Here is a 15527-nt window from a genome sequence, read left to right as displayed (position 1 = left end):
ATCAACTAACTAAGACACAAAACCCTACCCCTGGAACCCTGGGTTTTGCATGTCATCACAATGAAACATTTAGACTCTAATACAAATACTAGGTAACAAAATTGAGTCGATATGCAACATAATGATCTGTCCTTTTCCGCCTACGTCTTTAACAGGGCCAGATCATGCGTGAAAATCAAGCCATTACGTCTCATGAAACACAGGTACCCGAAAAAACCTATTTAATCTCCAAAACAGACCTGAAGGGGCGCATCATTTACGCCAATCCGGTCTTTATCGAGGTTAGCGGCTACAGCCACAATGAGTTGATCGGGGCTCCCCACAATATCGTGCGCCACCCCCATATGCCCGCCGTGATTTTTCAGGATTTATGGCAGACCCTCAAGCAACAACGATCCTGGTCGGGGCTGATCAAGAACCGCCGCAAAGACGGCGGCTTTTACTGGGTGAAGGCCCGCGTCATTCCTCTAATCGAAAACGGCCGCGTCAATGGCTATGCCTCGGTACGAGTACGCGCCCAGCCCAAAGAAATCAAAGAAGCAGAATATCTGTACCACTCCATCCAGCAACAAGGGCTGCGCGGCTTTCGTCTGCATGAAGGCCAGTTGCAAGCCAGAGGCTGGCGCTCTGCCCTGAGCACCCTGTTGCAGCCCTTGAACCGCAGCCTGCGCGCCAGCTTGCTGCGCTTCGGGGTTCTAACAGGCGCCTTGGTCAGCCTAAGCGTTGGCCTGCTCCTGGGCAGTGGTGCCTCGGGCACCTATCTGACAACCGGGCTAGCCTGCCTGGGGGTAGTCAGTCTAGCCACGCTGGCCTATGGCTGGATTGTGACCCAGCGCATGATGCAGCCCCTGCACAGTGCCACCCATATCGCCCAGCAAATTGCGACTGGCAATTTGCTGATCGACCTGAACCCGCAACACACCCGCAGCCAGGAAATTGCGCAACTGTACTTTTACATGGATATGATGCGCAAAAGCCTGCTGAGCCTGGCCACCGACGTGCATCAAGGCATTCAGGCCTCGTTGGATGTCTCCACGCAAATTGCAGACGGCAACCGCCAGTTATCCAACCGTACCGCCGCCCAATCCGGCTCCTTGCAACGCACAGCTGCAAACATGGAGCAACTGACCATGAATGTGCAGCAAACCGCAGACAATGCCCGACTGGCCAATCAGTTGGCCGACCAAAGCCTGTCCAATGCGCGCCGTGGAGGTGAAGTGGTCCAGGATATGGTCAGCACCATGCAGGACATCCACAATAGCTCCGAACGTATTGGCGATATTGTGTCAATTATTGAAGGGCTGGCGTTTCAGACCAATATTCTGGCGCTGAATGCCGCCGTGGAATCGGCTCGGGCCGGTGAGGCCGGCAAGGGTTTTGCGGTGGTGGCTGGTGAAGTACGCAGCCTGGCGCAAAAAAGCGCACAGGCCGCTGGGGAAATTAAAACCCTGGTGGAAGATTCCTTGGCCCGCATGGCAACTGGTGCTCATCATGCAAAACGCGCCGGCACCACCATGGATGAGATCATGCAATCGGTCTCGGATGTCACGCATCTGATCAGCGAGATCTCCACGGCTTCTAATGAGCAAGCCAGCGGCTTAGCACAGATTAACGATGCCGTCTCCACCATGGACAATGACACCAACGACAATGCCGATCTGGCCCGCAGCCTGGGAGAGACCGTCCACGAGCTAAGTCGCCAGGCACAAGAGCTGAAACTGTCCATTCAACTGCTGAATACGGGTGTGGCTAGCCGCTCCACGTATGTCCCTGATCCGAATGCCACCCAGGAGCCTGTGCCCTTGCTGAAAGTGGCCTGATAAAAAATATTGGGGGGCAAAGTGCCGAACGTCTCTCTGCCCCCCTTATATTCCACATTCGACAAGGCCGTGGATTAAGCCCATCTTGATCAGCAATGCCCTGTTATGTTTTCCAAACACGGCCAAGGCGTTCGCATAAGGCTGATCTAGCAGGCTCTTTTTTAAACCAGACCCAATAACAGGATCGCGTGCAGGCCTACACCAACCAAGCCGCCCACCACCGTGCCGTTAAAGCGTATGTATTGCAGATCCGTACCTACAGTCAGCTCCAGCTCGCGCACCAGTTGCCTGTCATCCCATTGACGCACGGTGCGCGCGATATGGTCTTTGGCCCCCTCGCGCAATTGCTCGGCCAGGCCCGCTGCCGCGGACAGCATATGTTCATTCAAGGTTTCACGCAGCGTCGCATCCGTATTCAAGCGCGTACCCAAATCCTGAGCGACCTGACGCAGATGGGCCGCCACAGAAGAGTCCTCTTTGGCCAGGTCATTGCGTACAACTCGCATGACATCCGTCCAGACACCATCAATGTACTCACCCACATCCTTATGGTGCAAAAAGCGCTGCTTGATGGCCTCCACCTGCTCCATCAACTCCGGGTCCTGACCCAAACGCTGAATATAGTCGTGTACCCATTGCTCGTAATCCTTGCGCAAAGGGTGCTCGGGTTCGCTCAAAATGGTTTGCACTTCGTCCACCAGGGCACGCGCCAGACGGTCCGCCATTTTTCCCGATAGCTCATCTACCGACGTGACCACTCCGACCATGGCCAGGAGCTTGGGCCATTCACGCTGGGCGTAGCGCACCAACACATCGGCCACGCGCTGCTTGACCGCCTCATTGGACAGATAGCCACCCAATTGCTGCAAGACCTCATCGAGCAGGCGCTGGTGCCGGGCATTGCGTGTCAGCAGCCCCAGAATCTGGGAACTGGAGCCAGCCATATCCACCCGCATCAAATAGCCGCGCACGCCATCGGTCAGCGCTTGTTTGACACTGCGCTCGTCCAGCAAACGCAGAGCCTCACCCATAGCGGTTTGCAAGGCACGGCTGACACGTTCACTTTGTTCGGGTTGCGACAGCCACTGCCCCAAGCGCGCCGCCGGGTCCAGACTACGCAGCTTTTCCAGCAGCATGGCGGAGTCCAGAAAGTGGTCGCGCACAAAGACGCCCAGGCTTTCACCCAGGCTGTTTTTCTTGTTGGGAATAATCGCAGTATGTGGAAACGGCAGACCCAGCGGGTGGCGGAACAAGGCGACGACAGCAAACCAGTCTGCCAACGCACCGACTGTGGCGGCTTCGCTAAAAGCACGCAGCCAGGGCCAGAATGCGGCGATAGGTGCCGCCTCGCCTTGCCGCATCATGGCGTGACTGAGCAGGAACAGGCAGATAGTCAGCGCCAGCAAGGCCAAAGCGCTGCGCTTCATGCGACGCAGGCGGCGTTCGGGGGAATCAGGACGAGAGGGGGAGGTAGACATTGTCACAGTCTATGCGTAGTTCAGCGCAAAAGCGGTATTGAATAGTGCGGAGCCAAGTCTCGGGGAAAACGATTCCAAGCTTCAGACCTCCCGTTCTGTCACAGAAATCTCATCGCGAACTTGGCCTCACTTACGGTCAATGCGGACAGAACCAGACCTCAGCCCTCTTGGCAAGTTCACACATAGTCATCAGGCCCTTATTGTGACCCTGTCTTTTTCTGCCTGTCCAGAAACGAATCAGCCTGGGCGAGCCCAGGCTGATCAAGGCACAAGATCAAACGGTGTTTATTTGCAGGCTTGCTCGGCGCGCTTTACAAAGTCCGTTGTGGCATCGCGCAGGGCTTTGGCAATCTGACCAGACTGCTTCGGAGCCAGCGTGACCCCGCCGGTTGCCGTTGCCGCGCAAGCCGACAAACCTTGCCCGGTAATATCCACCACGTTAATGCGCAAACGTGGCTTGGCACGCGCAATGCTGCGCGACACAGCACAAATATCCTGATCGCAACCATCATTGCCATCCACAAACAAAACGATCAATGCATCCCGGTTCACCCCATCCACCCGGCTCGCAGCCAGAGTCAGGGACTGCACCAGATTGGTACTGTCCTTGGCCTCGATATTCTGGATCAGGTTCTTCAAGCGTCCACGCTGGGCAGTCGTAAAGCGGCCCTGGTAATTGGGCGCAGCACACTGCTGCGCAAAGGTCACCAAGTGCAGATCCTGTCCGGCCGGCAAACTGTCCACCATGCTGGAAAACGCACTGCGCGCCGCATCGATACGCGACGTACCCCGGAACAGGGTTTGAGCACGCTGGGTTGCGTAATCACTCCAGGAGCCCATATCGTCCAGATCCTGACTGAAGAACCACTCCTCGTCCTGAATCTTGGCATCGACGCTCAGCAACATGGACATGGAGGAATCAAAAACAATGTAGACCTCGGGCTTGAGCACCTCACCCTTTTCGTCCTGAGCACACACAAAGTTAGGATCAGACGACACCTTGGGACCCGGCTTGGGTTTGGGTTCAGGCTTGGGCGGCGGCTCCGGTGCAGGAGGAGGCGCAGGCGGCTCTTCCACCACGGGCTCGGGCACGGGCTCTACTTTAATTGGCTCGGGTTCCGGTTCAGGAACAGGCACCACCGGCTCTTCGGGTGGTGGCGCTGGAGGGACAACAGGCTCTTCCACCACAGGATCAGGCTTGACCACGGCGGGCGGCTCTACTGGCACCACCTCCCTGTCCCACCAGCCCGGAGGCCACTTGAACCACCACGACAAGAACAGCGCCAGCAATAAAGCCAGCAAAGCAGCCAACAAGAACCACAGCCACGGACGAGCTTTGGAGGTGGCCACCGTCGTCGCCGCAGCCCCTGCCCCCACGGCTGCTGCCGCAGGCACCACAGGTGGCACAGGTGGCACAGGCGGTGGCGGTGCCACCCGCTTCTGATAGGACTCGAACAAGGGCTCGGGCGACAGCGCCGGGTTCTCGCTCATGACCAGCAAAGGCTTGCCGCCTACGCTGTAAACCGCCCCTTTGGCCGACACATCTTTCAGCAAGGCTTGCAGCGCTTGCGCGTCCTGCGTCGCCCCCTGCTCTTGCAGTTGGCGGCTCAGAACCTCGATCCGGTCCAGCGATTGCTGATAACGCGCATCCAGAGCCTGTTGCTGTGCCGCAGACAAGCTGTTTTTGGGCACGGCCTGGCCCTGCATGCCCGTCCACCAGGCTGTGGTGTCGGAACCATCAGCCTGATAGGTGGAAAACAGATGCGTTAAAGGTTCATCTTGGCGTTTCAGCACATTGAGCGCATGCTGATGCTGCTGATACGCCGAGGATGGTCCAACCGAATCAAGAATGACGCGCTGCATAGGCTTTTACTCGTCGTAACCCAAACTGGACTGCAGGCGACTGACGTCTTTTTGCAGCTTCTGCAATTGCTGCTGCTTCTGGGCGATCGCGGCCGGGCTATTGTCTTCGATAGAGCGGTTCACGTCTTTCAGGCCCTTATCCAGGTCCTTGAGCTGGTTCTGCAAACCGGCTTCCTTGCCTTTGCTGGCCTGCAAGCTGCGCACCAACTGCCCCATGGAACGGTTCAGGGCCGTCTGGGCCTGACGCTGCTGGGCCAGACTGGCTTTGCTCAGACTTTGCTGGGTCTGAATATCCTTGTAGACCTGATGAAACAGCGCATTGGCTTCCTGCGCGCTCAGCAAGCCCTGTTCGCGCGCATCAATATGCTGGCGATACGCGCCCGAAGTGTCGCAACTGATTTTGGTGAAAAAGCCGGCGTCCTGATCAAAGGGGTCGCATTCGCTCATGGTGGTGGCACAACCGGCCAGCAAGAGGCTGGCAGCCAAGGGGGTCCAACGCAGAAATACTCGCATAAGAAGCTCTTTAACCCAAAGTAACGGCGGAACGCATGGAATACAGGTCGTCTACTTCTTTTTGCAGCACGGCCACTTTTACATTCATCTGGTCAATCTGACGGTCCAGGCGCTGGACTTCGGACTTCTTGCCACCGTCCTTGCGCTCAGCCTCGGCTACATCGCGGTACAGGCTGACCTTTTCATTCATGTTTTTCAGATCACGATTGAGCACTTCGATATTTTTATCGATACGGGCCAATTGCTTCTCGGCCTGTTTTTTCTCCATCGTTTTTTCTTTCATGTGCTTTTCGATTTCAGCAATCTGCCGCTTGTCGTCAGCAATCACTTGTTGAGCCGTATTGGTGCGCTCAATGATATTGGCCGTATCGGCTTCTACGTCGCGCTGCATGGCGGCCAGACGATCCGAGGTATTGGCGTATTCCGTGCGGCGCTGGTCCAGATAGTAGTTGGTACCCATGGCCACACCGCAAGCGGCCACACCCGCAATAATCGCGCAAGCCGCTTTATTGCTGGAATTGGACAGCATGCAAGCCAGCACGCCCACCGCTGCGGCACCGGCACACGCCTGAAAGCCCGAGCGGCTAAAGAATTTCGCATCCTGACCACTGGTCAGACGATCATCGGCCTGGGTACCGCCCAGCAAACTACTGCCAGTACTGGCACAACCCGAGAGCAAAGCCACGCCCAGCATCAGGCTGCCCAGCAAAGTTCTAGGGGTAAAACGGCGCACGTGTTGCATAACTTCCTCTTCCAATTGAAGTACGTCTGTTTTTATTGACTCGTGATTTACGAGTTGGGCACGGATTTACAACTGTTTTTCCAGGCATTGATATCAATAGCATCTGTTTTCAGATAATCCTTCTGATTTTTCCAATGCACTTCCAGGTAGGGTTTCAAGGCACTGAGGCTCTTGTTCTGTTCCATCATCTGGCGCTCTACCGGCACCTGTTTTTCCAGCAAGTTCAGCCCGTACAAGGACGAGGCATCAATCAAATTGCTCGCATAATAGCGGGCCAGTTTGGCGACACGGTCTTCCTGCTCATCCAACTTCAATTTGCGGCTGGCACATTGTTTGTCATCCGTATCGGCTTCGCACAAGGCATCGTAATTTCGGTGCAGCAATTCTACGAAGAGCGCATCGTCTTTCAGCTTGGTGCACAGGAACGAGCCCAGCTCCAGATTGGCGCGAATGGCCTGATCACGCATCTCTTCCTGACGCAGATTGGCCGCTCGCAAATCCCCTTCCAATTGCTTTAACTGGGCTTTGAGCTTGTCGTCTTCCAGCGTACTGGCCAAGGAGCCCAGGCGCTGCACCGCGGACTCCTCGGCTGGCTCATTCGGGTTCACCGTGCCTTGCTCGGTGCCCAGGGCTTGCCAACTCTTTTCAATAGCCTGCACGCGCTCGCGCGAAGTCAGGGCAATCGACACCAGGGCCAGCCGCATCCCGGTTGTTTTCGCTTGTGTGGGCCCTTTGGGGCCGTAGTACGCCAGCTCTTTACGAGCCGAAGAACGCAGTGCTTCAGGCTTGGCCAGGAAATTGCCACCACGCACCACAAAGCCGCCAGCTTGCCCGTGCTGACGATCCAGCTTGTTCAAGCGGAAGGACTCCAGAATGATCTCGTCCACATTGCCCAGCATGTCATGCAGGCCCAGCGGATTGGGCTTGAGCCGTCCCATCAACTGAACAGCGCCGTTGGAGGACTGCGCACCGGCATACCATTCGTAGTCGTTCATGCCTTCGGGCATGGGGTAACGCACATCACGGAACTCGGCCGAAGACAGGGCCGAACCGCCCCGTGCCGCGTATTCCCACTCAATTTCCGTAGGCAGACGTACAAAACCGGCCAAACCATCTTCCTTGGGCAGCTTGTCGGCCGCGTTCTCGCGCAACCACTGGTTGTACAGGTCGGAGAAATGCACCGCGTCCATCCAACTGATGTCGGTCTGCGGCACCACCAAGGTGTTCTTGGGTGTCGGGCAAGTGGCTTCCGTCATGGCCTGATACTGCAACTTGTTCAGTTCGTACTTGGCCATCAAGTAGTACCGCGACGAACCGGCCTTGCTATCGGTAAAGCTGCCCGCAATGAACTCGGGGCGCTTGTGTTCGATATAGCCCCACTCCTCGGCTTCCTGCCCCACCACCACACGCATATCATCCAAAGGACCAGCGACGGGCACGGCTACACGGCGAAACACCATGGCGCCTTCGCAAGGCATGGGTAGAACCACATCGCCCTCAGCTGGCTTGGGGTTGTAGTACTTCTCGTCCCAGGGCGCTGCCTGCGCCACAGCGCTGAAACCCAGCAGCAAGCTGGCTGCACTGAACAAAGGATTAAATTTCACGCAAACTCTCCGCAGGTTGAACACGAACGGCCCGCCACGCTCCGATTGCCGCCACCACACACGCCAGACCCGCCACCATCAATAAGGCGTACAGGGCATGGGCCACGGTGATGCGACATACGAAGTCCGTCTGGAGGCCATCTCCTACCAGTAGTTGATTGAATAAGGTACTGCCCAGGCCGTACAGGCCCAGTCCCAAGGCGTAGGCGATCAGACTTAACAAAATGGCCTGAATCAGCACGTAGCGGATGACTCCGCCGCTATCAATACCCAGCAACCGCAGGACCGCCAGATCTTTGCGCTTGCGGTCCACGTTCGCCAAAAATGCCCCGCCCAAAGAGGCCGCGCAGCCCACGATGGCGGTCAGGGCGATCACACCAAAGATCAGGCTCAGCACGCGGTTAATGGCGCGCACGTTGTCAATATCGGCGTAACGGCTGGCGACCGGAATGCCTTGCTGCTCCAGGCCTTTTGCCACCTCGCCAACCTGATCAATCGTGCGGGCATAGACACGAGCGCGGGCGTAGAGCACGGGCATATCGGCGGCCAAAGGCTTGCCGGTCAGCATGGAAAAATCGGGGATTTGAAAACCATCGCGGGCGTATTCCAGAGCCAGCAAGGTTTCAAGGGCCACGAACACGGCGGGACGCGAATAGCGGTGTTCCGCCAGCACATCCACCACGGTCATGGCCTTGTCGCCCTGCTCCAGCTGTCCGTCCAGACGGCGGCTCAGGCGCAAATGCACGGACTCGCCCGCTGTCCAGTTCAAGCGACGGGCGGCTTCCTGAGTCAGGATGATTTCATGGGGAGACAAGTCACGGGCCTGATTCTGCAACAAGGGGTCGCCCTGTGCGCTGGCCAGCACTTCTACGTTTTCCAGAAAGCGGCGTCGGTCCAGACGCAAATCTGCCTGGGTATTCAAGGAGCGCGTCATGCCAATGGCATAGCCCACGCCGGGCATTTGACGCAGCTTGTTCAGCCAGGCCTGATCAAAGCTGCCGCTGCTCAACATCTTCACTTCCAGGTTGCGCGGATCTTGCAGCAACTCCTGCTGCAACTGGGTGACCACACCGTGCTTCAGGCCAAAGAGCAGCAGCAAGGGAGCCACCACGGCCACCATGGCCGCAACCATGCAAAAAGAGATGCGCCAGTCAAAACGCAAGTCGGCCCAGGCCAGACGAAAGACGTTTACAAACATGGGGCGGCAACCTCGGGGACAAAAATGCTCAAGCCCGGTTCCAGCTTGGCTTGCAAGCGCGGAATAGCGAACTGGCTCAGGCTGTCCCAATCGTGCGAGACCAGCAAGACCGCCAGATCCAGCTCCTTGGCCAAACTGAAAAACAGTTGGAACACATTGTGAGCCGTCTCGGGGTCCAGAGCGGCGGTAGGTTCATCGGCCAGCACCAGACCAGGGACGTGGGCAATGGCACGAGAAAAGGCCACGCGCTGTCGTTCCCCAATGGACAAGGCCGACGGGTACAGATTCAGCAGCCGCTCCAGCTTCAGGGTAGCAATGGCTGCGTCCAGATGGTCCGCCTTGACGGGCAGGCCCAACAAGCGGCGCGGCAAAACCATGTTTTCCCAGACCGACAGATACGGCAGCAGACCACCATTTTGCAGCACAAAGCCCAGGTTTCTGGCCCGCCATTGAGCCAGTTCAGACTCGCGCCCGCTGGCATACAAGGCATTGATATCCTTGCTCTCTTTACCCAAGCTAAAGACCTGGGCCTGAGTGGGTCGCAAGAGCAGACCCAAGGTTTCCAGCAAGGTGCTTTTGCCGCAACCGCTCACGCCGGTCACGGCCACAATCTGCCCCGCGTCCAGAACAAGCTCGGGCAGTTGCACACGAAAAGCGTGGGGGCCTTGCCCCCGGGAGACCTCTAGCTGCTGAATGCGGAGCATGTCAGGGCATCATCTCCAAAGGCACGGGATAAACGTCATCACGTGCATCGGCGCCTTCGGCCAAGGACACCCAGCGATCCGCATCGGCGTTATAGCGCTCGTAGTAGCGCAGCTTGGTGCTCAGGTCACGAATGAATTTTTCCTGGCTCAGAGCATCCCAACTGGTCCAGGTGTCTTCATCCAAGGTCAATACCGCGCTCTGGTAAGGCAGGTCTTCCAGGTACTCGCTCATCAGGCCCAGCTCGGCCAGCTTGGTGCCCTTTTCTTGCTTCAGGGTGCTGGGGTCCGCCCCCATGGCCGCTGCCACGGAACGCAAGCGGTTGAACATATCGGTGGGCGAGATCATGCCTTCGTTGGCCGCGTCCAGAATCTGTTTGACCACATCGCTCAAGTCACTCAGCTGAGCTTTGGTCAGCAGGACACGGACGTCGGTTGTCGGGATGTTCTGGCGCACCAGATCACGGTCGCTGATCCAGGCATGGAACACTTCGGGCGCGGTGGTGCCCGTGGTTTTGCCCAAATAAGCCAGGCGCATGGCATGGCCGATCAACTCGGCATCGGTCAGCATCTGGTCGGTGGTGGTGTCGCCGGTCTCCTGGGCACGCGCTGCACTGCCAATTGCATCCCCACCCTGGTAAGCCACTTTGACCTGCTCGGTCAGTGCGGTCGCCAGGTTATCGACCATCTTGCCAAACTGGTTCACGTCACCGGCATTAACCGGGTAGTACAGCGAGGTCTGTGTGCCACCGTAAGTGGATAGCTCGCGGTATTGGTCTTCGGCCTTGGCGTGGTTGTTCTTGCCCGATGGTGTCTTCAAATGCAGGGTGTAGATTGCCACACCGGGCTTGGCTGCTTCGATGCGCAGTTGCGGTGCATCCAGTCCAGTCGAGGAGTACTTGTTATTGCCTTCCAGCGCCCCGGCATCCGTAATCAGCACCACATAACGCGCGCCAAAATTGTTCCAGTTCACCTTGTCCAGGGCTTCCAGCACGCCCGCGTAAGCGTCTTCGTCGTATGCAACGGTAGACACCTTGGCTTGCTTCAAGCCCGACACTTTGGACAGGAAGTCTTCGCTGCTGGTCACGGTATTGGGGTCCGCATACACATGCGTCAAATACTCGATGCCCGGCGCGGCTTCCATATTGGAGCGAAACGCGATCAGGCCAAACTTGACCTGTTCGGACAAGCCCTGCTCTTCCACCTTGGCATAGACCTTGCGCACAGCCTCGCGGGTGCGGTCGATATACGGGTCCATGGAAATGGTGGAGTCAATCACAAAGACCACGGCCGCACTAAAGCCCTTGATCTGGGATGTGCGTTGGGCGGCATCCTGATCCTGAGCCTGTTCAGGCTCTTGCTTAGCGGCTTCCGGCTCTTTCTGATCTGCGGTGTGCTTGGTGACAGACGCCACATTCAGCAAACGGGTACGAAAACCGTTTTCAGTCATGACCTCTTCGCCGCTCAAGACGGGCAACAGGTAGAACTGTTCCTGCACATCCACAAAGTACTCGGGCTCTTGCGCCAATACGCCCTCTGTTTGCGAATCTTTACGCAAAGCCTGACGCATAGGGGCCACCAAAGTGGCCGGGTCCGGCGTGTCCAGCACTTTTTCCAGCAAGGCGCGATCCTGGAAAAACAGCATGCGATCGCGGTTGGCCGGGTTGGTAAAGGCCAGGGTCAGCTGCATTTTCCAGTCCACCGTGCAGGCCTTGTCCAGCCAGCCTACGGTCTTGCCCTGGCTATCCGGGCCAACCTGCACACGCTCTGCCCCGCCCTGCTCTTTGCGCTGGTAAATATAAAAGCGGCTGAACGCAGGCACCGGCTTGCCCTGCTGATCCGTTTCCGAAGAAAACAGACGGCAGGACGGCGTAGTCAGAACACGTTGATACAGCGCCTTCTTGCCCTCTTGCAGCAAGGGAGCCGCGGCCTGTGCCTGGCTTGCGCCCAACAGGAGAGCACCAAGCAAACTGAATCGAACAAGGGGACGCATCATCATTGACTCAACTCCTGGAAGCGGGCCTTGGCTTGCGCGTTATCAGGCTCGGACAGCAAGACGGTTTCGTACCAGTACGCAGCCGTAGCGGGATTGGGCTTGCTAAAGCAGGCATTGGCCTGGTGATCTTTGGGGTCGTATTCACGGGCGTAAGCCATGGCGATTTTTACATCACCGGACTGTGCCTTGTTCACGTACAAGCGCTGGGCCACGTCACACTGTTCCGCCTTTTTGGCTTCTTCAATCACGGCCAGCCATTGTTCGGAGGTTTTGTTTTCCTTGACGCACTCTTGCACAAATTGCAGGCCAGGACGGTCTGCCAGCTTGTCCATGGTGCAGTTATCTGTTTCCACGACCGCAGGCCTGGACTCTGGAGCATCGGGGGCGGCCGGGCTGTCGTCCTTGGCAGATTGGCTGTAGAACCAGTAACCGGCTGCGCCCGCCAGAATCAACAACAGAACAAGCAAGACAATCCATTTGCCCATACCGCCTTTCTTGGCAGGAGGCGCAACAGGAGCAGCCGTCTCTACCTTGGGGGCAGGTGTTTCTTCCTTGACGGGTTCTGGCGGTGGAGGGGCCACCGTTTCCACCACCGGAGGCGTTTCAACAACAGGCTCCGGAGCAGGCGTTTGGGGTACGGCAGCCACTGGCATGGTCAGCTCCATGGCCTGGGCATTGCCACCGGCTGTGGAGGGCAAGATACCCTTGTCCAGCTTCAGCGGGCTGCGGCCCAGCTCTTCGCCGTTGGCCTCCGCCAAAGTGATTTGATACGCATCGCTGGCATTGGCCAGCAGCGAATCCACAATATCGGCGTTCAGCAGAACGGCAATACCCTCGTCATGCTCGGTCCAGCCTTGTTGCGGCAACCAGCGCAAGGACGCATCCCAGCTTTGTGCCGAGTGCAGGTAATAGCTGTTCTGACTGCGCTGAATGGCGATCGCGTATTCGCCCAGGTCCAGCTCTTCATCCAGATCACGCACATACAAACGAGCACGGCCAGGGACCACGGGCTCCAAAGCCTGCAAACTAAATCTTAATTTCATGCCACGCTCTTATCGGTAAATCGTTCCAGAATGCGTCCCAAGGCCTGGTTCTGCTCCAGGCTCAGTTCACGGCCACCTTCATAACCGGCGTTATGCAAAGTGGTGTGTGCCAAAGCGGCCAGCCATTGTTCAAAGAAAAGCGCGCCGTGGTCCTGGGGCTCTGCCGGTAAAGCCGGCATGCCATCCTGGCCAAAGGCTTTGGGGCTCTTGAAGAAGTCGTCGCTGCCGCCTTTCAGGTAGAACCAGGTCACAAACTCGCTGACCGTCATGGCCACATTGCACACCTGCCGATCGGCCAGACGCTCGCGACGCACGCCGCTTTGACGGCGCTTGGTCAGCACAGCCAGCAACTTGTCGCGCAAGGCCCAACGGTCCGAGGCCACAATCAGCTCTTCAACCAGACTGGAGAGCAAATCCACCGGCATGCGCAGCACGTTCTGATTGGTACGGCTGGCGGGCAGCTCGCGCAACTGGCTGACCCAACTGCGGTACACCAGATCGGCGTACTGTTGCTCGAAGGGCTGCTCTTGCGTCAGAACGCCCGGCTCATCGGGTTCGGATTTGCTGGAGCCCAGGCTCAGGAACAGATCACGCAAGGTATCTTGCGGCAGGTGAAGCGCAGCCAGCAGCTCTCCCACAATGGCGCGGTAAGCAGGCAGTTCCTCGCGGAACTGTTTGGCCAAGGCTTCCTTGACCACCGATTGCTGGTCGCCGTCCTGGCTGTACCAGGAATGCAGGGACTTCTTGACCAGGCTGTCATGCAGGCTGCGGAACTGTTCCTGCAAGCGCATCAGCTTGAAGTCCAGGCCACCAATCTGGGCCACATACGCACGCAGACGCTGCATGCCACCATCATTCAAAGCCAGCATGGCATCCCAGGCTTCGGCCGGATCGCTTAATTGCTGTGCCAGTAGCGGGTTTTCGATAAAGCTGCCACGCATGCGCCCCATTTTCTCGGCCACGGATGCCGTAATGGATAGCTCCCGGCTTTCAGTGTCCAGATCAATAAAGGGGGTGGGCATGCCAGGCTTTCGCACCAGGAAGGTGTTGGAGAACGGCTGGTCCGGACGCCATTGCTGCAACCATTCGCAGTGGCCGAAACGCTCTTTGAAGCTCATCTTCATCAAGCCATCCCAGCTATCACGCACCTGGGCGTCGTCCTGAATCAGGGAGGCGCCGATACGTTTGTCGAACATGGTAATAGCCCACATCAGGCCCACTTTACGGTTCTGACGTTCCTGCGGCGTAGCACCTTGAGTGCGATGGACCCAGCGTGTCAGCACAGGCTCTACATCTTTCACATCGCTTTGCTTGTCCGAAGCGGTACACATGACCAGACCGTTCATTTCCTGCTGGTCGGTATAGCGTTCAAACAGATAAGCCACCTTGCCGCGCAGAATCAGTTGCGAAGCGGGGTTGCCACCGCTGCTTTCCGAAGCGGCACCGGCATCCTGCACGGAGCGAATATTCAAGCGACCGCGGTAACCGGGGAAGTCCAGCAGATCCACCTTGTCCACGCCACCGCCTTGGGTTTCACCAATCAGGGGGAAGGTCAGTTCCACCGTCAGCGCCGCCAGGTGGGCCAAAGGCACTTCTACCGCCTGGGCAGCCACAACGGGCTGGCCGTCCTGCTCGCGCACGGGCAACACGCTCAGGCTTTTCTCGGTGGCACTGCCCAGCGATTCGAGCACGTCCACGTTCATGATGCTGTCTTGCTGCACAAAGCCATTGCCTTCGCGACGGATCAGCGCCGTCAGTGGTGCGTAAACCTTGCTGGGGTGACCCAGAGCCTGCAGCACTTTAGCCAGACCGATATAAAGCTCGCTCAGCTCAGTCTGCTCGCCCCACAAGATGGAGAACAGCTGTGCCCGGTCTTCCAGACGCAAGGCGGGGGCCAGATTGATGACCTCCGGCCAGTAGGTGCTGTCCAGCAAACGAGTGGTATTGCCAAAGCTGCTGCGCACGTAGTCCCACAGGGACACGGCATCATCAGCGCTCAAGCCTGCATCGTTCGCACCGGCACGGCTCTTGAGCGATTCGATCAAGGCTTTGATGCGGTCTGCGGCAAAGGTGTAGCCGATCTGTTCCTTGTCAAAGTCATTGAAGTAACTATTGACCAGAATTTTCACCATATCGACTTCAGAGAAAATCTGCAGTTCGACGGGATAGGCATCCGGGCCTGCGGTGGCATTGCGGCTAAAGCGCGTCACCAGACCCGTGGCTTCCTTACCGCCCCCTGGCGGGTTCACGTGGCGCAGGAAGTCGATGGTTTCCCCGCCGTAATTGGTTTCCAGACGGCCATTGCCACCGGCGGCAAGACTGGAAATCAGGTAAGACTTGCCCGCCTGCGACAGGCCAAAAAAACCAATCGTCATGGGGCGGCCCGAGACCACGCCCAGACTGCGGGCGGTATTGCGGGCACGGCGCAGTTCCAGCACCAGACTATCGGCCTGCGCGTTCAGGCGCTGCGACGAAGCGCGAGCCTGCATCACCCAGTCAATGGCCTGTCCGGCACCTTGGTATACGTTCTGCCAGTCCTGGCACAAATCCTGCTGTAAGGTCGTCATGT

The 15527-nt window shown here is 57.7% G+C and carries 11 protein-coding genes; 1 reads left to right on the top strand and 10 read right to left on the bottom strand.

Going from position 1 to position 15527, the window contains the following annotated elements; all coding sequences use genetic code 11:
- Positions 1-164 precede the first annotated feature (164 nt).
- Positions 165-1820 (top strand): methyl-accepting chemotaxis protein, encoded by a 1656-nt coding sequence (locus OKX01_RS06270; protein ID WP_264672628.1) that lies wholly within the window; start codon positions 165-167, stop codon positions 1818-1820.
- 161 nt (positions 1821-1981) lie between these two features.
- Here the strand turns inward: OKX01_RS06270 and OKX01_RS06265 are convergent, their stop codons facing one another.
- From OKX01_RS06265 to OKX01_RS06220, 10 genes are all read right to left on the bottom strand, one after another.
- The gene (locus OKX01_RS06265) at positions 1982-3298 is read right to left on the bottom strand and encodes a DUF445 domain-containing protein (RefSeq protein ID WP_108727157.1); all 1317 of its coding nucleotides are present in this window, start codon (positions 3296-3298) and stop codon (positions 1982-1984) included.
- Positions 3299-3583: 285 nt separating this feature from the next.
- Positions 3584-5161, bottom strand: a complete 1578-nt coding sequence (locus tag OKX01_RS06260; RefSeq protein ID WP_264672627.1) for a vWA domain-containing protein — start codon at positions 5159-5161, stop codon at positions 3584-3586.
- 6 nt (positions 5162-5167) lie between these two features.
- On the bottom strand, positions 5168-5674 hold the full coding sequence (locus tag OKX01_RS06255) for a hypothetical protein (protein WP_264672626.1): 507 nt from the start codon (positions 5672-5674) through the stop codon (positions 5168-5170).
- Positions 5675-5684: 10 nt separating this feature from the next.
- A complete protein-coding gene (locus OKX01_RS06250; protein WP_042487429.1) occupies positions 5685-6416 on the bottom strand; it encodes a hypothetical protein in 732 nt (243 codons plus the stop codon).
- A 47-nt stretch (positions 6417-6463) separates the two neighbouring features.
- Positions 6464-8020, bottom strand: a complete 1557-nt coding sequence (locus OKX01_RS06245) for a formylglycine-generating enzyme family protein (protein ID WP_264672625.1) — start codon at positions 8018-8020, stop codon at positions 6464-6466.
- On the bottom strand, positions 8010-9218 hold the full coding sequence (locus OKX01_RS06240) for an ABC transporter permease (protein WP_264672624.1): 1209 nt from the start codon (positions 9216-9218) through the stop codon (positions 8010-8012). Before OKX01_RS06240 ends, OKX01_RS06245 begins: the two co-directional genes overlap by 11 nt.
- Complete coding sequence (locus OKX01_RS06235) at positions 9209-9922, bottom strand: ABC transporter ATP-binding protein (protein ID WP_264672623.1); 714 nt, start codon at positions 9920-9922, stop codon at positions 9209-9211. The genes OKX01_RS06240 and OKX01_RS06235 overlap by 10 nt, the downstream gene beginning before the upstream one ends.
- Position 9923: 1 nt before the next feature.
- Positions 9924-11918, bottom strand: coding sequence for a vWA domain-containing protein (locus tag OKX01_RS06230; protein WP_264672622.1), 1995 nt, complete (start codon positions 11916-11918; stop codon positions 9924-9926).
- Positions 11915-12958, bottom strand: a complete 1044-nt coding sequence (locus OKX01_RS06225; RefSeq protein WP_264672621.1) for a hypothetical protein — start codon at positions 12956-12958, stop codon at positions 11915-11917. Before OKX01_RS06225 ends, OKX01_RS06230 begins: the two co-directional genes overlap by 4 nt.
- The gene (locus OKX01_RS06220) at positions 12955-15525 is read right to left on the bottom strand and encodes a putative virulence factor (protein WP_264672620.1); all 2571 of its coding nucleotides are present in this window, start codon (positions 15523-15525) and stop codon (positions 12955-12957) included. Before OKX01_RS06220 ends, OKX01_RS06225 begins: the two co-directional genes overlap by 4 nt.
- Positions 15526-15527 lie beyond the last annotated feature (2 nt).

It is taken from the genome of Alcaligenes sp. SMD-FA, assembly GCF_025960365.1.
Classification (GTDB): domain Bacteria; phylum Pseudomonadota; class Gammaproteobacteria; order Burkholderiales; family Burkholderiaceae_B; genus Alcaligenes; species Alcaligenes aquatilis.
The sequence above is the reverse complement of the archived record's forward strand: the minus strand, read 5'-3'. Positions and strand labels throughout refer to the sequence as shown.